General features: G+C 65.3%; 20 protein-coding genes and 1 tRNA gene. 1 reads left to right on the forward strand and 20 read right to left on the reverse strand.

Annotated elements, in window-relative coordinates:
- Positions 1 to 32 precede the first annotated feature (32 nt).
- The 13 genes from BLR24_RS15920 to BLR24_RS15975 all read right to left on the reverse strand — a co-directional run bounded on the left by BLR24_RS15920 (position 33) and on the right by BLR24_RS15975 (position 8,749).
- Positions 33 to 1,184, reverse strand: a complete 1,152-nt coding sequence (locus BLR24_RS15920) for a CpaE/TadZ family protein (protein ID WP_093018534.1) — start codon at positions 1,182 to 1,184, stop codon at positions 33 to 35.
- Between the two features lie 19 nt (positions 1,185 to 1,203).
- Positions 1,204 to 1,632 carry a TadE/TadG family type IV pilus assembly protein gene (locus BLR24_RS15925; protein WP_093018536.1) on the reverse strand — a complete coding sequence of 143 codons (429 nt, stop codon included), beginning with the start codon at positions 1,630 to 1,632 and terminating at the stop codon, positions 1,204 to 1,206.
- Complete coding sequence (locus BLR24_RS15930) at positions 1,629 to 2,087, reverse strand: TadE/TadG family type IV pilus assembly protein (protein WP_093018974.1); 459 nt, start codon at positions 2,085 to 2,087, stop codon at positions 1,629 to 1,631. Before BLR24_RS15930 ends, BLR24_RS15925 begins: the two co-directional genes overlap by 4 nt.
- A gap of 5 nt (positions 2,088 to 2,092) precedes the next feature.
- Positions 2,093 to 3,361, reverse strand: a complete 1,269-nt coding sequence (locus tag BLR24_RS15935; RefSeq protein WP_093018538.1) for a pilus assembly protein TadG-related protein — start codon at positions 3,359 to 3,361, stop codon at positions 2,093 to 2,095.
- 43 nt (positions 3,362 to 3,404) lie between these two features.
- Positions 3,405 to 3,581, reverse strand: coding sequence for a Flp family type IVb pilin (locus BLR24_RS15940; protein ID WP_093018540.1), 177 nt, complete (start codon positions 3,579 to 3,581; stop codon positions 3,405 to 3,407).
- A gap of 86 nt (positions 3,582 to 3,667) precedes the next feature.
- A complete protein-coding gene (locus BLR24_RS15945; protein WP_093018542.1) occupies positions 3,668 to 3,853 on the reverse strand; it encodes a Flp family type IVb pilin in 186 nt (61 codons plus the stop codon).
- An 89-nt stretch (positions 3,854 to 3,942) separates the two neighbouring features.
- On the reverse strand, positions 3,943 to 4,158 hold the full coding sequence (locus BLR24_RS15950) for a Flp family type IVb pilin (protein WP_093018544.1): 216 nt from the start codon (positions 4,156 to 4,158) through the stop codon (positions 3,943 to 3,945).
- A gap of 146 nt (positions 4,159 to 4,304) precedes the next feature.
- Positions 4,305 to 4,586 (reverse strand): hypothetical protein, encoded by a 282-nt coding sequence (locus BLR24_RS15955; RefSeq protein WP_093018546.1) that lies wholly within the window; start codon positions 4,584 to 4,586, stop codon positions 4,305 to 4,307.
- Positions 4,587 to 4,597: 11 nt separating this feature from the next.
- Complete coding sequence (locus BLR24_RS15960) at positions 4,598 to 6,100, reverse strand: type II and III secretion system protein family protein (protein WP_093018548.1); 1,503 nt, start codon at positions 6,098 to 6,100, stop codon at positions 4,598 to 4,600.
- A 24-nt stretch (positions 6,101 to 6,124) separates the two neighbouring features.
- Entirely contained in the window at positions 6,125 to 6,961 is an 837-nt protein-coding gene (gene cpaB, locus BLR24_RS15965) for a Flp pilus assembly protein CpaB (RefSeq protein WP_093018550.1), read from the reverse strand.
- 36 nt (positions 6,962 to 6,997) lie between these two features.
- Positions 6,998 to 7,582: an A24 family peptidase gene (locus BLR24_RS15970; protein WP_093018552.1), complete on the reverse strand. Its 585-nt coding sequence runs from the start codon at positions 7,580 to 7,582 to the stop codon at positions 6,998 to 7,000.
- A 43-nt stretch (positions 7,583 to 7,625) separates the two neighbouring features.
- Complete coding sequence (locus BLR24_RS30730; RefSeq protein WP_175543287.1) at positions 7,626 to 7,772, reverse strand: hypothetical protein; 147 nt, start codon at positions 7,770 to 7,772, stop codon at positions 7,626 to 7,628.
- 269 nt (positions 7,773 to 8,041) lie between these two features.
- Positions 8,042 to 8,749 (reverse strand): SDR family NAD(P)-dependent oxidoreductase, encoded by a 708-nt coding sequence (locus BLR24_RS15975; RefSeq protein WP_093018554.1) that lies wholly within the window; start codon positions 8,747 to 8,749, stop codon positions 8,042 to 8,044.
- A 144-nt stretch (positions 8,750 to 8,893) separates the two neighbouring features.
- Here BLR24_RS15975 and BLR24_RS15980 point away from each other — a divergent pair.
- Positions 8,894 to 8,969, forward strand: a tRNA-Lys gene (locus tag BLR24_RS15980).
- Between the two features lie 88 nt (positions 8,970 to 9,057).
- Here the strand turns inward: BLR24_RS15980 and BLR24_RS15985 are convergent.
- From BLR24_RS15985 to BLR24_RS16015, 7 genes are all read right to left on the reverse strand, one after another.
- Complete coding sequence (locus BLR24_RS15985; protein WP_093018556.1) at positions 9,058 to 9,522, reverse strand: acyl-CoA thioesterase; 465 nt, start codon at positions 9,520 to 9,522, stop codon at positions 9,058 to 9,060.
- Positions 9,523 to 9,524: 2 nt separating this feature from the next.
- Positions 9,525 to 10,052, reverse strand: coding sequence for a MarR family winged helix-turn-helix transcriptional regulator (locus tag BLR24_RS15990; RefSeq protein WP_093018558.1), 528 nt, complete (start codon positions 10,050 to 10,052; stop codon positions 9,525 to 9,527).
- Complete coding sequence (locus BLR24_RS15995; protein WP_093018561.1) at positions 10,052 to 10,828, reverse strand: SDR family NAD(P)-dependent oxidoreductase; 777 nt, start codon at positions 10,826 to 10,828, stop codon at positions 10,052 to 10,054. Before BLR24_RS15995 ends, BLR24_RS15990 begins: the two co-directional genes overlap by 1 nt.
- 89 nt (positions 10,829 to 10,917) lie before the next feature.
- Positions 10,918 to 12,534 carry an ATP-dependent acyl-CoA ligase gene (locus tag BLR24_RS16000; protein ID WP_093018563.1) on the reverse strand — a complete coding sequence of 539 codons (1,617 nt, stop codon included), beginning with the start codon at positions 12,532 to 12,534 and terminating at the stop codon, positions 10,918 to 10,920.
- On the reverse strand, positions 12,524 to 13,255 hold the full coding sequence (locus BLR24_RS16005; protein WP_093018565.1) for an ABC transporter ATP-binding protein: 732 nt from the start codon (positions 13,253 to 13,255) through the stop codon (positions 12,524 to 12,526). The genes BLR24_RS16000 and BLR24_RS16005 overlap by 11 nt, the downstream gene beginning before the upstream one ends.
- Complete coding sequence (locus BLR24_RS16010; RefSeq protein WP_093018567.1) at positions 13,252 to 15,051, reverse strand: branched-chain amino acid ABC transporter ATP-binding protein/permease; 1,800 nt, start codon at positions 15,049 to 15,051, stop codon at positions 13,252 to 13,254. Before BLR24_RS16010 ends, BLR24_RS16005 begins: the two co-directional genes overlap by 4 nt.
- Positions 15,048 to 16,103 (reverse strand): branched-chain amino acid ABC transporter permease, encoded by a 1,056-nt coding sequence (locus BLR24_RS16015; RefSeq protein WP_055799466.1) that lies wholly within the window; start codon positions 16,101 to 16,103, stop codon positions 15,048 to 15,050. Before BLR24_RS16015 ends, BLR24_RS16010 begins: the two co-directional genes overlap by 4 nt.
- Positions 16,104 to 16,145 lie beyond the last annotated feature (42 nt).

The raw sequence follows: 16,145 nt of genomic DNA on the forward strand, positions 1-16,145 counted from the left end.
AAAAGAAAAGGCCCGAAGAGACAACGCAGCGCTCAGGCCCGGCGGAAAAGCCGTCCGATGAAGCCTGCTGCCTCCTTGGGGCGCGGACTGAGGGTGTGAGAGATTTCGGCAAGCCGCTTGCACAGCGGGCTACCCCGGGACATGTCGGCCAAAGGCACGCCGCGGTTGATCGACGCGTCCACGTCCTTGCCGCCGTCGGGCACGCTGACCAGCGTGGCCCCGCCGAGCGAACGGCGCATGTCGGCCAGCCCGATCTCCGTTCCCCCCGCGCTGCGATTGACGAGCAATTCGACCTTGCCGGCCGCGTAACCGAGCGACTTGAACACCTGCATGAGGCGCGTCACGTTGCGGATGTGCGGCAGGCTCGGCTGCAGCACCGGAAAGATGCGATCCGCACGGTCCAGCACGCGGATGGTGAGCGGATCCATGCGCAGGCCGAGGTCGAACAGCACGAAGTCGTACTGGGCCGCGGCCACTTGAAGAATAGTGTCGATGTGCTCCGCCTTGACCTCCAGCGCGCGCGAAAGATCATCCGGGGCGGCAAGAATGCTGAAGCCTGGCGCCACTTTGACCGCGCTTGCGGCAAGCAACGATGCATCGAGCCGTCCGATGTCGCGGGCCACATCGGCCACGGTGGACGACGGCCGCAGGTCGCTCACATAGGAAAGCGCATCGCCAAACTGCAGGTTCAGGTCGATGAGCAGCACCGAGCGTCGCATCGAAAGCTGGTGTCCGATGTTGGTGGCAAGAAAGGTCGCGCCGCTGCCGCCCTTGCACGGCATGAAGGCGACCACCTGTCCCGCCTCGCGTGCTAGCGTGCCAGCCATCTTGATCGAAATGCGCTCCACGGCGGCCTCGAGGGCTGCCGGCTCGGGCGGCGAAGGCAGCACCTCGCGCACGCCAGAACGCATGGCAAGAATAAGGAATTCGGGTGTCTGCATTGCACATAGCAGCACCACTGCGATCGCGGGGTGCCGCATGGTGAGCTGCTCCACCATTGCCACTTCCTGCGGGTCGCAGCACATGCCGTCCACCAGCAACAAATCGGGCACCGATTGCTCGACAACCCATTGCATCCGGCTCTTGCCTCCTTCGAACACCGAGACCACGTGTGAGCGCGCCTCGAGTACCTTGCGCATGTCCTGCAGATGGCCGGGATTGGGGGAGATGATGGAGATTTTCATGGCAGGTTCCGTTTCGTCTCTACGAGCAGATGGTTGGGCTGTGAGGGTCCTTGCGCATCACTTCGCGCGGCAGGAAGGTCGAAAAACTCGGCATCGGAATCAGCGGTGCCGTCGCCCCTACGATGGGCGAGATCCATTGGTAGTTGAGCCCGGTGATTCCCACCGTGACGCCCTGGCAGGTGGCGGCCGTACAGCCCGCCGGCGTCCAGGCCACGCTCACCGCGGTGATCTGCGGCAGCAGGGCCTGCATACGGGTCAGCACCAGCGCCTGCTGGCCAGTGTCATCGCACACCACCGCGTAGCGCGCGCCGGCACGCGTGGCCTCGCTGGCCATGCTCCATGTGAACAGCATGCGCGCGAAGTCCAGGATGCCCAGCAGCAGCATGAGAAAGATGAGCAGGCCCAGCGCAAATTCCACGGTGGTCGCCCCTGATGTGCGGTGTCTCATGACGGAGCCCTCATGGTGGCGGTGATATCGCTGAAGACGATGTTGCCGTTCGCGTCGGCAAACACGACGCCCATCACCGACGGAAAGAGCGAATGGAAGCTGTAGCTGCTGATACGCACCGTCACGGTCGTGATGAGCGGATTCGCCCCCGCCGATTGCCAGGTGCAGCAGCTGCCCGCAGGCACATTCGAAAGGCTCAGGCCGCGCGCGAGCGGCGTGCCGGTGCCGGCGGTGTTGCCGTACACCATCAGATTGCGCGCCTCGTCAATGTGCGTGCCCGGCGTCTGGACGGACAGATATCGAACCGCGTCGCGGGTCGATTTGACGACCAGGTTGTATTCGTACATTGCGCGGCCGAACTCGGTCGTGATGAATGTGAGCAGCAGCAGCAGCGGCGTGATGAGCGCCAGCTCGATCAGGGCCGCACCGCGTTGCCTTTGATTCGACGTTTTCATGTGCATTACCTCACCAGGACCGGAACCATCGGACCCGCCGCGCCGCCGGCGAGTCCGCTCGTCGTGCAGGGACTGTTGGCTGCGCCGGCATTGCCGCGGAACTCCAGCCACGTGTCGCTCATCGGAATGGAAAGCGGCTGCAGCATCAGCATGCAGGCGTAGTCGATGACATGTGAGCCACCGTCGATCACCGGCACCGTGACGATGCGGCGGTCGAACCCGTACTGCTTGTGGCCGCCTGCCACGTTGCCTGGCGCTGCCAGCTTCTGAAAGCTGTTGAGCGACAGCCCCGTGATCGATTCGCAGCTGTTCGCGCCATTCACCTTTGTCCCGGTATCCGCACAGGATGCGAAGGCCGCCCGCTTGGTCACGAAGTTCTGGGCGCTCGCGGGCGATCCGGGGGCCGGGCCGTCGTAAGCATTGAACTGCGCGGGCCAGTTGAGCGAGGTATAGGCGTAGCCGGTGTAGTCAGGCCGCTGCAAGCTCGGATTGCCGGTGTTCTTGTAGATGCCGAAGCGCTGATTCCACACGTCGACCACCGAGGTCTGCACTCCGGGGGTGCCAAGCGTGTCGCCAACCTTTGTTCCGCAGTGATTGTTCAGTTCGGATTCGGTCTCCGAAGCGTTGTTGCTGCCATCCAGGTTGGCCCAGCCAATTTCGCCGCCGGTGGCTGCGTTCTGCGCCTGGATCAGCTTCACCCAGTCGCCGACGTTGAAGCCGTAGTTCGGCGCTACGCCTCCAGCCTTCGGCTTGAGTGCGACGGGGACCGGGCAGGTGGTCTGCGCGCTGGCTCGGGTGGCCACAGCGGTGGCCGCGACATTGCCCGTCGCGGGGTAGGTGGTCGCATTTCCGGAGAAGGCACCCATGGCCTTCATGAGCCAGATGACGATGTTGGGCTGCGTGTGCACGCACTGCGCATAGATGGCCACCGCAGGATCGGTCGTGGGTGCATAGGAAGCGTCGCGAAAAGTAATATCGGCGGAGACCAGCTGGCCCTGCCCGCTCCAGGTGGCCGACTGCATGTTGACCCGGTTCGCGTTGCCGGCCGTCTGGCCGGCGCTCTGGGCCCGCGCAATCGCCGTGCCCTGCTTGTCGAGCTCGCGCGCTGCGCCCAGCGCGCAACTGTCGACGGCGGTCTGCAGCTCTGTCCTGACAACGAACAGGTGGCCGAAATCCAGCGCAATGCCCATGAACCCGAGGAGAAACAGCATCACCAGTGCGGCGGTAATGATCATCGCGCCGCGCTGTCGACGGCCGGGAGTGTGGACTTGCATGATCGGCTTCCTGTGCAGTGGTGGTTCGGCAAAGCCCTGCGCTTCAGGCGCAGTTGACGCCGCCGAGGCAAGTGAAGACGCGATCAATGAGATCGCTGAGACCGGTGCCGGTTGCGAGTGGCTGCAGCGCGATGATCAGCAGGATCGAGACTACGGCGATGACCAACGCGTACTCCACCACCTGAGCACCGCTCTCTTCCTTCAGAAAGGACTTGAACATGGGACTACTCCTTTTTGTTGAGAAGAATGCGGATCTGGTAAGTGAGGCGGTGAGCGTGGGAATGCCCGGCTCGCCCGCCCAGCTACTTACACGCAACCGCCAGTCGTCGAAGTCAGGCAGGTGGTAACGCGATTGATGAAGGTCGTGAAGCCGCCGCTGTTGTCGGTAAGCGCCTTCAACGCAACGACCAACGCGATCGAGACGACCGCGATGATCAGCGCGTACTCCACCACTTGAGCGCCGGTCTCGTCCCGAAGGAATGACTTGATCATGGAATTACTCCTTTTTCATTGAGAAGAATGCGGACTTGGCCAGTGAGCCGGCGAGCGTGGGGCGTACCCCGGCTCGCCCGCCCAGCCCCTTACACGCAACCGCCAGTCGTCGAAGTCAGGCAGGTGGTAACGCGATTGATGAAGGTCGAGAAGCTGCCGCCGCTGCTGGTAAGCGCCTTCAACGCAACGACCAGCGCAATCGAGACGACCGCGATGATCAATGCGTATTCGACGACCTGGGCGCCGTCCTCGTCGCGCAGGAAACCGCGGGTGGATTGGCCGATGGCCTGGAGAAAGTTTTTCATGGTTCTTTCCTTTCAAGGTTTGAACAGTTGGGAATCAGGGTAAAAAGAATGACGTGGTGGGTAAGAAAGTTCATTGCGAGTAGTGGTGCTCTCCTTTCCATGTGAGACTCTGTGGAACAAATTCGAATTCGTAGAAGGGCGCCCGGTCACTTCGCCGAACCACCGATCTGGCCGCCGATGTTGATGACGTTCACCGCCGGCGGCGGCGTCTTGTAGGACTCCTGGTACTGCAGCATCGACTCGCGTGCTGCACGGCCGTCCATGCCCACCACCGGATTCCCGTCCTTGCCCGCATCGGGGTTGAGCGTCATCTTTCTTTTGGCGTCGCGCACGGCATCGCCAAAGCGCGCGTCGTAGTTGGGGGTGACGTGGGAGCAGCCGGTGCCTGCGAGCAGCGTCAGCGCGAAAATGGTCGACTTGAAGAACATGGTGGTGCTCCTTACTGGGTATCGCTGGCCGGTGCGACCGGGGCAGGGGTGCTGCTTTCGAGACTGCCATTCAGGTAGATCTCGGCGCGGCTCGGAACGACGTGGTTGTCGGTCGGAACGCGAGGCGATTCGCCGAGCGGCCGAACGAGGCGCGGCGTGATCACGAACATCAGCTCGGTCTGGTCGTTTTGGAACTCGGTGCTGCGGAAAAGCGCCCCCATCACCGGAACCTCGCCGAGGCCGGGGTAGCGCTTCACGGTTTCGGTCGAGTTGCTCTTGATAAGCCCCGCAATGACAAAGCTTTGCCCGTCATTGAGCTGCACGGTGGTGTCTGCGCGGCGCACCGTCAGCGAGGGCAGCACGGCGGTCACGCCGCCCACGGTGGTGAAGGGAGAGCCCGTCTGCGACAGGTCCGACACCTCGGAAATCATCTTGAGATTGATCCGCCCGCCGTTGAGTACCGTGGGGGTAAATTTCACGCCGATGCCAAACTCTTTCTCTTCCAGCGTGATGGTCGAGCCGGCGCGGCCGTTGGAGTTCTGCGAAACGGGGATGAAGATCTTTCCGCCCGACAGGAAGCTGGCCTGCTGCCCGCTGATGGACATGATGTTGGGCTCGGCCAGGATGCGCACCAGGCCGTCGTCTTTCTGACCATCGATGGCGATGGATGCACGGCCGATGCGCAGCGCCTCGACAAGGCCGGCACCGCCGCTCAAGAAGTTGGAGATCAGCGAGTAGGTGTTGAGCCCGCCACTGGCCGTGCGTTGCAGGCCGACGCGCGCACCCAGGCGGTCCAGCAGCGTCTTGCTGACCTCTGCGATCTTCACTTCGAGCATCACTTGCTGCGGCGCCGTCACGCGCATCAAGTTCACCACCTTCTTGCCGTCGGCGCCATAGGCCATGGCCAGACTCATCACGTCGTCGAGCTTGAGCGCATCGCTGATCTCGCCGGTGAGCACGATCGATTTTTCGGCGCTGCGCACACGGATGCGGTTTTCTTCCGGCATCAGCTCGGCGAGCTTGGACTGCAGCGCGCCCGGATCGATCGTCACGATGACGTCCTTGATGTAGCAGGTGCCGTCGACGCTTTGCAGCACGACGTTCATCGAGCCCGCCTGGCGGCCGCGGAAGAACAGATCGGTCGGGCTCAGCAGCGTGACGTCGACATCGGCGATGCCGTCGCCCGCGTTCGCCGCCGTGGCGGGGGCCGGGGCCGGCTGCCCCGCGGCTGCTGGTGCGGCCGCGCGGCTCGGCGGCTGGCCGCTGACCACGATGCGCGCAACGCGCGCCTTCAGCGGAATGACCACCGACTTGCCGAGCACGGCGTAGGTCGGCTGGTCGTCCGGGATGATCGCGGTGCAGCGCCGGGTGGCAGGCGCGGCCGGTGCTGCAGCCGGGGTTGCAGCAGCAGCAGCCGGCGCCGCAGCCACCACGTCCGCGGCCATGGCGGGTGCCGCCAGCGTCATGAGTGCCGCCAGCAGCCAGGCGGGTGAAGAAGAAGAGAGATGTTGCACTTGTGGTTCCTCCTGCGGGGGTGATCAGAAGCAGTTGAGCGAGCGGGCTGCGTGTTGGATAACTTCCACGCACTCGGATTGCCGCATTGGGGCGGCACGCGGCACTCGCGCAGGGGCCGGCCGCGCAGCTACGGTGGTGGAGATCGGCAGGATTTCCTTCTCGCCGAACAACTGGCCCTTGGTGATACCTGCGGTGGCGACCGTGGTCTTGTCCATCTGGTTGCGCAGCACCAGCGAGAGCGTTCCCACGCTGCGTGCGAGGTCGAGCTTTTCCGAGTCTTCGAGCGACAGCTCCAGCGTCACGGCACTGACCACCTTCGGCTTTGTCTCGTCGCGATTGGCCTCTTGCGCTACGGCCAGCACCAGCACCTTTTCAAGCACTGTCTTGCTGATCTGGCGGCCCTCCTCGCCACGGTTCTTGTCTTGCTGGGCGTTGACCATCACATCGACGTAGTTGCCCGGCAGTGCAAAGCCCGCCACACCCACCACGTCGTTCACCCGGACGGTCATGGCGCGCTTGCCGCTCGCAATGACCGCCGAGAGCCCGCCCTGGGTTCCGACCGGCGCGAGCTTGCCCTCCAGAATGGCTTCACCGCGCAGCACGCCGACCTTGACCACCCGGTCTTCGAGCGACTTGGCGTCGGTGAACGATCCCGGCGGTAGCGAGCCGCTCGGCCAGTCGACCAGCGACAGCATCTGCGGGTTGACCCGGCTGCCCAGCTCGATGTCGACTGCGGCGACAACAACCTTGTTGGAGGCGATCCCGCCCTGTCGCGAGACCCATCCCGCCGCGTAGACTGCGGCGGCCAGACCAGTGAGGAGGGCCAGCAGCAGCAGCCCGAGTGCCTTGATGTTTTTCATGCGAATCTCCGAGTGCGGTGGGATGAAAATGGCGGACTACACGTAGCCCAGTTGATGCGCCAGGACTTCTGCGACCGTCCCCACGCAAATGCAAATTCCGTAAGGCAGCTTTCCGATGGATTGCCGCGTGTCGATGGTTCCGTTGGGCCGGAGGCCGGCGATGCCTGACATCGCCATGCCGTTCACGGTGTCCTTCACGTTGGCCAGCATGTGGCCGAGGCGGCGCCGGTGCATGGCAACGATCAACGCCGCCGCGCCGCCCGCAATGCACGTGAAGAGAATCGCCAACAGCGTTTGATAGGGGCCGAGAAAGGCGCCAACCATGGCCATCAGCTTGACGTCGCCGGCGCCCATGATTCCCAACGCATAGAACGGCAGCATGATCAGAAGGCCTGTTCCCAGCCCACCCAATGCCTGCGTCGCGCCCACCAGCGGCGTGCGCGCTGCGAAGGTTCCGTAGATCACCGCGAAGACCATGCCGCCGAAGGTCAGCCAGTTGGGAATGCGATATGTGCGCAAGTCGCTGACCGCGGCCATCACCAGCAGGGCAAGGAGCCCAACCATGCGGAAATCCGTTGCCAGCATCGCCAGCAGCTCGAGAAAGGCATCGAATTCACGCATGGACAGCTCCGTATGGCGTTGTTATTGATTTGCTGTTGCGCATTCAGGCGCCGCGCCGTGCCGCAAGGAGCAGCAACAAACTCACGAACACCACGAGGGAACCGAGCAGCGCGAATTCCATGAACGACATGCCCGCGTCTTCCCGCAGCAGGTTCATGAAATTTCTTGGCGGCAGGTTGAACGGTTCCATGCGTGTCTCCAGTGGTGTGGTCGGCCGGCGCTGCTTGCTGCCCTCATCGGGCTCAAACGTTTCGCCGTGGGGTCACTGTAGAAATTGCGCCGCCTGGGCACATGAGCGGTGCGCCCCTTCTGAAGCGAGACAAGCGCCCCGCCCGCCCTGCCCGCACCCATGACAAAGCGCCTGCCCCAGGGCGGGCGAGCCATTGCGGCAAAAGAGGACAAAAAAAGGGCCCTGGCATTGCGCCAGGGCCCTGTGTAGCTACTGATCTATCTGCTATTTCAGGTGTCGAGCGTCAGATGCTGGCCATGCAGCGCCGCGGCCGCGGGCGATGCGAGAAAGCCGATGGTCTGCGCCGCGACGGCGGTCGACACCCATTCAGCGGGATTGGCGTCGGGCATGGCCTGCCGGTTGGCCGGCGTGTCGAGCACGCTGGGGGCCACGCTGTTGACGGCGACGCCGTGCGGCGCCGCCTCGGCGGCCATGGCTTCCACCAGGCGCTGCAGCGCGCTCTTCGATGCGATGTACGCTGCCATGGCCGGCAAGCCGCGCGCCGCCACCTTGGCCGTGACCGCCACGATGCGGCCGGCGCCGTGCTCGATCATCGAAGGCAGCACCGCTTGTGTAACCGCCACGAAAGACCATGCGTTGAGATTCATCATGCGGTCCCAGCTTGCTCGCGTGAGCGCATGGGTGGCCTCACCCATCTCGAAGCCGCCTGCAATATGGACCAGCGCATCGATGCGGCCGAAAGCCTTGAGCGCCTGGCCCGCAAGCTCCGACATTTCCGACGCGGAAGTTACGTCCCCCGCCAGCAGCAGGTGCTGCGAATTGTCCAGGCCCGGAAAGACCTCGGCCAAGTGGTCGGCGCGGTGATCGACCAGCGCAAGGCGTGCGCCCTGCTCCAGAAAGTGCTGCGCCACTGCGCGCCCCAGCGCGCCCGCGGCCCCGGTGATCACAACATGAGGCATGGTGGTTGTATCTGTCATGGAAGATTCTCCTGGTGGAGGGCCCCCGGGGACCCGCAGATGATGGCCAATGCTAACGCCGCCGCGCACAAAATCGTTGAACCCCAGAATTTTTACGCTATACTTGCGGTCTTGCCAAAAAACGCAAAACGTTTTCTAGTGCAAGGGCTCTTAGCTCAGTTGGTAGAGCAGCGGACTCTTAATCCGTAGGTCGAGTGTTCGAGTCACTCAGGGCCCACCAACCAACATCGCGGAAACGCTGAAAAGCCTGCTACCTCATCGGTAGCGGGCTTTTTTATTGGGCTGACCTCTCTTGAGACGGTTTGGCCTCAAGCCCGCGACGGCGTTGCACCTCGCAACATGGCCGCCCGCATGTCCTGCGGAACCTCAACCGCGCGATGGCTATCGAGGGACGTGGTCACAAGCACCTGCTTCATTTGCATGCGCAGTTCGCCGCTTGCCGCGTCGAAGCAACGCAACACGAGCGTCATGGAGCGCGAGCCCAGCCGCTCAACCGAAAGGCCGAGCGTGACCTTGTCGCCCATGCGGCTCACAGCGCGAAAGTCGGCCTCGAGCCGCACCGTTGGCAAGCCGATGCGCCGCTCGTTGATGAACGCGTGGTAGTCGATGCCCAGCCCTTCGCTCACCCAGTCTTCCACCAGCCCGTTGAGCATGACGAAGTACTGCGGATAGAAGACGATGCCGGCGGGGTCGCAATCGGAAAAGCGGATCATCCGCGGGCGCTGGAACTCGGCGCCTGAGGCTTTTTGTGGCTGCGCTGCTGCACTCGTCATGTTCAGCCCTCTTCGCCCGAAGGCTCGCTGCGCATCACGTGCACGCGCAACTGCCCGAGCTGCGTGTGCATCTGCTTGACGGTCTTCATGTCGAGGCCCGAGAACATTTCGAGAATCCACTGCTCGTGTTCCTTGGCCATGGTCTCGAAGGTCGTGCGCCCCTTGGGCGTCAGGCTCACGATCCACGATCGGCGGTCGTCAGGGCTGTGTGCGCGCGCCACCAGGCCGTCGCGCTCGAGCTCGTCGGTCAGGCCGGTGACGTTGCCGCCGGTAACCATCAGGTAGCGCGACAGCACGCGCATCTTGAGGCCTTCTTCATAGCGGTAGAGCTGGGCCATGTAGTCGAAGCGTGCCAGCGAGATGCCGAAGCGCTCGCGCAGCCGGCGCCGGATCTCGGCTTCGATCTGCGTGGTGCTGGCGAGCATTCGCAGCCAGAGCCTGAGCATGGCGTGATCTTCGCGGCCGGCGCGGGCCTCGTGGCCGAGTTCTTCGGCATCGCTGAGTGCGGCATGCGAGGCATCGTTGCGCATCACATCACCTCTCCGCCCGACACCGAGACCGACTGCCCGGTAACGGACGCGGCGCCGTCGCCGCACAGCCAGCGCACCGCGTCGGCCACCTCGGCAGGCTGCACGATGCGCCGCTGCGGATTGACGCTGGAGAACTCGGCCAGCGCGTCAGCTTCGCTGCGCCCGGTCTTGCCCACCACGTTGGCAACGCTCGCGCGCAGGATGTCGGTGTCGGTGTAGCCAGGGCACACCGCGTTCACGGTGATGCCCTTGCGCGCTACTTCGAGTGCGAGCGATCGGGTGAGCCCGATCACGCCATGCTTGGCCGCCGAATAGGCCGCAACGTAGGCATAGCCCTTCTGGCCCGCGGTACTGGCAATGTTGACGATGCGGCCCCAGCCGGCCTCGAGCATGTCGGGCAGCGCCGCCTGCGCGCACAGGAAGCTGCCGGTCAGGTTCACCGACAGCATGCGCTGCCAGAGCTCGACCGAGGTCTTGAGAAACGGCGCGCTCTCGGCCGCGCCGGCGTTGTTGACGAGGATGGCGACCGGGCCGCGCTCTGCACGGGCCAGTGCAAAGGCCGACTGCACCGCTTGCACGTCAGCCACGTCGGCGGCGACAACGCCGTGCCCCCGGCCTTCGAGCGTGGCTGCCACGCGCCGGAGCGCTTCGATGTCGCGCCCCAGCAGGGTCAATGTTGCGCCGTCCGCAGCCAGTGTGCGGGCAATCTCGGCGCCGATGCCGCGCGCGGCACCGGTGACGAGGGCATGGCGGCCAGTCAGTGAATTTGCGTGCATACCTGAAATGTTTAGTTCTGAATGATTTTAGCGATTGTGCCTCGTCGCCTTTTCAACCCGTGAACTCGCCGCAAACGGGCGGACGAAACTCATGCCGCCTTGGCCGCCGGACGAGCGGCCGGCCCGCGGTCCCAGGTCTGCGCGCTGACGCCGCGCTCGCGCAGCTTGAACTTCTGCACCTTGCCGTTCTCGGTGCGCGGCAGGTCTTGCAGCACGTCGATGTAGCGGGGCACCGCGAAGTAAGGCAGCCGGCTCTCGCAGAAGCGAACCAGTTCGGCGGGGTCGATGCGCTCGCCGTCGCGCGGCACCAGCGCGGCCATCACCTCGTCTTCGGCCAGCTCGGATTGCACCGGATACACGGCGCAGGAGGCCACCGAGGAGTGGCTCAGCAGCACCTGCTCGACCTCGAACGACGAGATGTTTTCGCCGCGCCTGCGGATTGCGTCCTTGATGCGGTCGACAAACCGGAAGGCTCCGTCGGCATCGCGCACCACGCGGTCACCGGTGTGGAACCAGAGGTTGCGCCAGGCCTCGACCGTTTTCTCGGGCATGTTGAAGTAGCCGCTCGCGAAGGCGTGCGGCTCGTCGGCGCGCAGCAGCAGTTCGCCGGCTTCTCCGGCGGGCAGTTCCGCATCGCTTTCGTCGGCCACGCGCGCCTGAAAGCCGGGCCGAAGCCATCCCATCACGCCGCCGCGCGGCGAGTCCGGCGCCGTGGCAATGGCAAAGTTGGTTTCGGTGGAGCCGTAGCCTTCGAGCAGGCGAACACCGGTGCGCTCGAAAAAGGTCTTGCCCGCGGCGTCGGGCACGCCCGGGCCGAGCCCGGTGCGCACGCGGTGATTGCGCTCTGCCTCGCCCGCGGGCTGCGCAAGCAGTATCGGAACCATGGCGCCCAGCAGGTAGACCACGGTGGCGCCGTTCGCACGCATCGAGGGCCAGAAGCCGGACGCCGAGAAACGCGTTTCGAAGACGACCTCGGAACTCGTGAGCGCGGCCTGCGCAAAGGTGTTGAGTGCATTGATGTGAAAGAGCGGCAAGGTGGTGCACAGCACGTCGTCCGCGCCTACGCCAAGCACCTCCGCGCTGTTCACGCCCCACCAGAAATACTGCGCGTGCGGACAGATCACGCCCTTGGCCGGTCCGGTGGTGCCAGAGGTATACAGGATGGCGAGCGAGTCGCCGGGGTGCACATCGGCGGGCGGAATGGCTGGCCCGCCAGCGGGATAGGCGCGCACGCGCACGCCGGCCGGCGGCTGCCATGCGGCGCCGCTGCCCGCCGGCGCATCGCCGACGACCCAGATTTCCTCGAGCTTCGTCTGCGCAAGGTCCGCAGTCTGCAGGCGTTCCAAAAAGCCGACTTCGATGACCAGCAGCTTTGCCTCGCTGTGCGCCAGGAAGTACTCGATCTGAGGCCCCATGGAGGCGGTGTTGACCGGCACCGTGGAAGCGCCGAGCCAGCCGGCCCCCAGAAAGGTTTCGAGAAACTCGATGCGATTGCCGCACATCACGGCGATACGGTCACCGCGCTGGACGCCGGCTTGCGCCAGCACGGCCGCTCGCACGCCCGCCGCTTCGGCCGCATCGGAATGCGACCACTGGCGGCCCGCGATGCGCAGCAGCGGGCGCGAGCCGAACAGCGCCGCCTGCCGACGCAACATGTCGGGCAAAGTACGTTGAACGGGCGGCACCGCGCGCGGGTCATTCGTCATCGTGTGTGCCTCCGCCAAGGTAAGTGGCCTGCACCCGCGGATCGCTTGCCAGTTCGCCAGAAGCACCCGACAGCGCAATCTCGCCGGTTTCGAGCACGTAGCCGTGATCCGACGTTTCGAGCGCGGCGCGCGCGTTCTGCTCCACCAGCAGGATCGAGACGCCGTCTTCGCGCAGCTTGCGGACAATGGAAAGAATGTCGCGCACGATGAGCGGTGCCAAGCCCAGGCTCGGTTCGTCGAGCATCAGCAAGCGCGGCGCGGACATGAGCGCACGGCCCACAGCGAGCATCTGCCGCTCACCGCCCGAGAGCGTGTCGGCGCGCTGCGAGCGGCGTTCGGCCAGGCGCGGAAAGCGGTCGTACACCGACTGCAACTGTCGCTTCATCGCATCGCTGCGCAGCCGTTTGGCATAGGCGCCGAGCTGCAGGTTGTCGAGCACCGTGAGCTCGCCGAACAGCTCGCGCTTCTCGGGCACGAGGCACAGGCCGCGCTCCACACGCGCCTCCACGTCGAGCCCCTGCAGGTCCTCGCCCTCGAAGCGCAGCGTGCCTTTGCACGGCAGCAGGCCCATCGCAGCCGCAAGCAGCGTGGTCTTGCCCGCGCCGTTCGGCCCGATCACCGAGATGATCTGGCCCGGCTGCAGCTCGAGCGACACTCCGCGCACCGCCTCGACCTGACCATAGGACACGTGCAGGTCGCCGATTTCCAGCATTGCGGTCATACAACGCTCCCGAGGTAAGCCGCCTGCACGCGCTCATCGGCCCGGACCGCAGAAGGCACGCCTTCCACAAGCTTGGAGCCGAAGTTCATCACCACCAGACGGTCCACCAGTTTCATCACGAAGTCCATGTCATGTTCGACGATGAGGATGGTCACGCCCTCCTCGCGCAGCTTGCGCAGCAGGTCGCCGAGCGCCATCTTTTCCTTGCGGCGGAGGCCCGCCGCGGGCTCGTCGAGCACCAGCAGCACCGGGTCGGCGGCCAGCGCGCGCGCAATTTCCAGAATGCGCTGCGTGCCCAGCGGCAGGCTGCCCGCCAACTCGTGCGCGCGGTCGCCCAGGCCGATGCGGTCGAGCTGGCGCTGCGCTTCCTGCAGGATCTGCTTTTCTTCGGTGCGGTCGAGCCGCAAGCCCGCCTTGAGGATGCCCGAGCGCGTGCGCGAATGCGCGCCCAGCGCCACGTTGTCGAGCAGGCTCATGTGCGGCCTGAGCTTCACGTGCTGGAAGGTGCGCGCCAGGCCCAGCCGCGCCACCTGCCGCTGCGGCATGCCGGCAATGTCGTGTTCCAGAAAGCGCACCTGCCCCGCGCTCATCGGCAGCGTGCAGGTCAGCAGGTTGAACATGGTCGACTTGCCCGCGCCGTTGGGCCCGATCAGGCCGACGATCTCACCCGCGTTCACTTCAAAGCTCACGTCGTTGACCGCCACCAGCCCGCCGAAGCGCTTGACCGCACCCTTCACCGACAGCACCTGCGTGCCGCGCTGTGGCAACTGGCGGTGCGGCAGGGGATCGACCGTGGGCGCTTGGTAGCGCGAAGCACCTGGTGCACCGGCGCGCCGACGCGTCCAGCGGCGCAGCAGTCCCATGAGCCCGCCCCGCGCAAAGTGCAGCAGCAGGATGAAGAGCGTCGCGAACGCCACGGCCTCCAGTTGCCCCGCGCGCTGCGTGAGCATCGGCAGCACGTCTTGCAGGCCGTTCTTCAGCACCAGCACCAGGGCCGCACCCACCAGCGCGCCCGCCAGCTGCCCGAGCCCGCCGGCCACCGCCATCAGCAGGTATTCGATGCTTGCACGCACGTCGAAGGGGGAAGGGCTCACGAAGCGGTTCATGTGCGCATAGAGCCACCCCGCCAGCCCCGCGAAGAGCGCGGCCGTGACAAACAGCGTGAGCCGCACGCGGTACGCATCGGCCCCAACGCTCGCCAGCAGCGTGGCACCGCCGCGCAAGCCGCGAATCGCACGGCCCGGCCGCGACTGCAGGAGGTTGTGGCTGAACAGGCAGGCCAGCCCGACCACCACCCAGATCAGGTAATACATCGCGCGCGGATCGGCCAGCGACCAGCCCGCGATCCGCAGCGCTGGAATGTTCGACAGGCCCGTGTGCCGCCCGAGCGCATCGACGTTGCCGAACAGCATGGCGATCGACAGCCCCCAGGCGATGGTGCTGAGCGGCAGAAAGTGCCCGCCCAGCCGCAGCGTGAGCATGCCGATGGCGAGCGCCGACAAGCCCGTGAGCAGCAGCGCGAACAGCAGCCCGATCCATGGCGACATGCCCTGCGTGGTGGTGAGCCATGCCGTGGCATAGGCGGCAATGCCCACGAAGGCAGCTTGGCCGAACGACGTGGCACCGCCCACGCCCGTGAGCAGCACCAGCCCGAGCGCCACCAATGCGCCGATGCCGATGTCGTTGAGCAGCGAGACCGTGAAGCTGCCCGCCACGGCCGGCACCAGCGCCAGCACGGCGACCACCGCGGCGATCCAGGCCATGCGCTTGCGGTTTCTGTTGTTGTTGTCGTTCATTGGTCCACCTCGTCTTCTTCCTCTTCGGCGTGGGCCGCAAGAAAGGACCGCAGCATGAGCACCGGTATCAGCAGGCTGAATACGATCACGTCTTTCAGCGCGCCGCTCCAGAACGAGGCAAAACTCTCGACCACACCCACCGCCAGCGCACCCAGGGCCGTCATCGGGTAGCTCACGAGCCCGCCGATGATCGCGGCCACGAAGGCCTTCAGGCCGATGATGAAACCCGAGTCGTAATACATGGTGGTCACCGGCGCGATCAGCACGCCGATGAGCCCGGCCAGCAGCGAGGCGCAGCCATAGGCGAGCAGCGCCGTGCGCACCGGCCGAATGCCGACAAGCCGCGCGCCGATGCGGTTCACCGCCGTGGCGCGCAGTGCCTTGCCCGCCACCGTGCGTTCGAACACCAGGAAGAAGAGCCCGCTCAGCACAATGGCCGCGCCCACCATCAGCACCACCTGGCCGCTGACCGTGAAGCCGTCGCCCAACGTGAACACGGCGCTCGTGAGCGGCGTGGTGCGCGAGCCCTCAGGCCCGAAGAACAGCAGGCCCAGGCCCGACAGAAGAAAGTGCAGCGCCAGCGACACGATCAAAAGCACCAGCACCGAGGCATCCGCGATCGGCTGAAAAACCACCCGCGCGAGCAGCGGTGCAATGGGCACCACCAGCAACACGGCCACCGCGATGTGCACCGCCACCGGCACACCGGGCCGCGCCGCCAACCATGCCAAGAGGCACGGGATGGCGGGCAGCACGCCCCACATCAGCACCGCCTTGGGAATGCGCTTGGTCTCCCCGCGCCGCAGCAGGCTGCCGACTTCCGTGGCCAGGGCCAGCGCGGCGAGCACGGCCACCATGCCGATGGTCGGCGGGACGCGGCCGGTTTCGAAAGCCGCGAGCGACAGGGCCGCGAAGGCCGCGATGTCGCCGAACGGCACGAACACCACTCGCGTGACGGAAAAGATCAACACCAGCCCGAGCCCGGCCAGCAGATAGACGGCACCGTTGGCGAGGCCATCGGTGACGAGGATCAGCGCCACGTCCCATGTCATAGAAATGCCCCTCGGGGAATCGTCGTCGTTGGCATCAAGCGG

The sequence above is a fragment of the Variovorax sp. OV700 genome (genome assembly GCF_900099805.1).
Classification (GTDB): domain Bacteria; phylum Pseudomonadota; class Gammaproteobacteria; order Burkholderiales; family Burkholderiaceae_C; genus Variovorax.

What these genes read in the sequence shown, in the direction of transcription:
- BLR24_RS15950 (WP_093018544.1), bottom strand. Translation starts at nt 4,158, where the DNA reads ATGAAAAACTTTCTCCAGGCCATCGGCCAATCCACCCGCGGTTTCCTG.
- BLR24_RS15955 (WP_093018546.1), bottom strand. Translation starts at nt 4,586, where the DNA reads ATGTTCTTCAAGTCGACCATTTTCGCGCTGACGCTGCTCGCAGGCACC.
- BLR24_RS15935 (WP_093018538.1), bottom strand. Translation starts at nt 3,361, where the DNA reads ATGCAAGTCCACACTCCCGGCCGTCGACAGCGCGGCGCGATGATCATT.
- BLR24_RS15920 (WP_093018534.1), bottom strand. Translation starts at nt 1,184, where the DNA reads ATGAAAATCTCCATCATCTCCCCCAATCCCGGCCATCTGCAGGACATG.
- BLR24_RS16000 (WP_093018563.1), bottom strand. Translation starts at nt 12,534, where the DNA reads ATGACGAATGACCCGCGCGCGGTGCCGCCCGTTCAACGTACTTTGCCC.
- BLR24_RS30730 (WP_175543287.1), bottom strand. Translation starts at nt 7,772, where the DNA reads ATGGAACCGTTCAACCTGCCGCCAAGAAATTTCATGAACCTGCTGCGG.
- cpaB (WP_093018550.1), bottom strand. Translation starts at nt 6,961, where the DNA reads ATGAAAAACATCAAGGCACTCGGGCTGCTGCTGCTGGCCCTCCTCACT.
- BLR24_RS15970 (WP_093018552.1), bottom strand. Translation starts at nt 7,582, where the DNA reads ATGCGTGAATTCGATGCCTTTCTCGAGCTGCTGGCGATGCTGGCAACG.
- BLR24_RS15985 (WP_093018556.1), bottom strand. Translation starts at nt 9,522, where the DNA reads ATGACGAGTGCAGCAGCGCAGCCACAAAAAGCCTCAGGCGCCGAGTTC.
- BLR24_RS15945 (WP_093018542.1), bottom strand. Translation starts at nt 3,853, where the DNA reads ATGATCAAGTCATTCCTTCGGGACGAGACCGGCGCTCAAGTGGTGGAG.
- BLR24_RS15925 (WP_093018536.1), bottom strand. Translation starts at nt 1,632, where the DNA reads ATGAGACACCGCACATCAGGGGCGACCACCGTGGAATTTGCGCTGGGC.
- BLR24_RS16005 (WP_093018565.1), bottom strand. Translation starts at nt 13,255, where the DNA reads ATGACCGCAATGCTGGAAATCGGCGACCTGCACGTGTCCTATGGTCAG.
- BLR24_RS16010 (WP_093018567.1), bottom strand. Translation starts at nt 15,051, where the DNA reads ATGAACGACAACAACAACAGAAACCGCAAGCGCATGGCCTGGATCGCC.
- BLR24_RS15995 (WP_093018561.1), bottom strand. Translation starts at nt 10,828, where the DNA reads ATGCACGCAAATTCACTGACTGGCCGCCATGCCCTCGTCACCGGTGCC.
- BLR24_RS16015 (WP_055799466.1), bottom strand. Translation starts at nt 16,103, where the DNA reads ATGACATGGGACGTGGCGCTGATCCTCGTCACCGATGGCCTCGCCAAC.
- BLR24_RS15930 (WP_093018974.1), bottom strand. Translation starts at nt 2,087, where the DNA reads ATGAAAACGTCGAATCAAAGGCAACGCGGTGCGGCCCTGATCGAGCTG.
- BLR24_RS15975 (WP_093018554.1), bottom strand. Translation starts at nt 8,749, where the DNA reads ATGACAGATACAACCACCATGCCTCATGTTGTGATCACCGGGGCCGCG.
- BLR24_RS15940 (WP_093018540.1), bottom strand. Translation starts at nt 3,581, where the DNA reads ATGTTCAAGTCCTTTCTGAAGGAAGAGAGCGGTGCTCAGGTGGTGGAG.
- BLR24_RS15990 (WP_093018558.1), bottom strand. Translation starts at nt 10,052, where the DNA reads ATGCGCAACGATGCCTCGCATGCCGCACTCAGCGATGCCGAAGAACTC.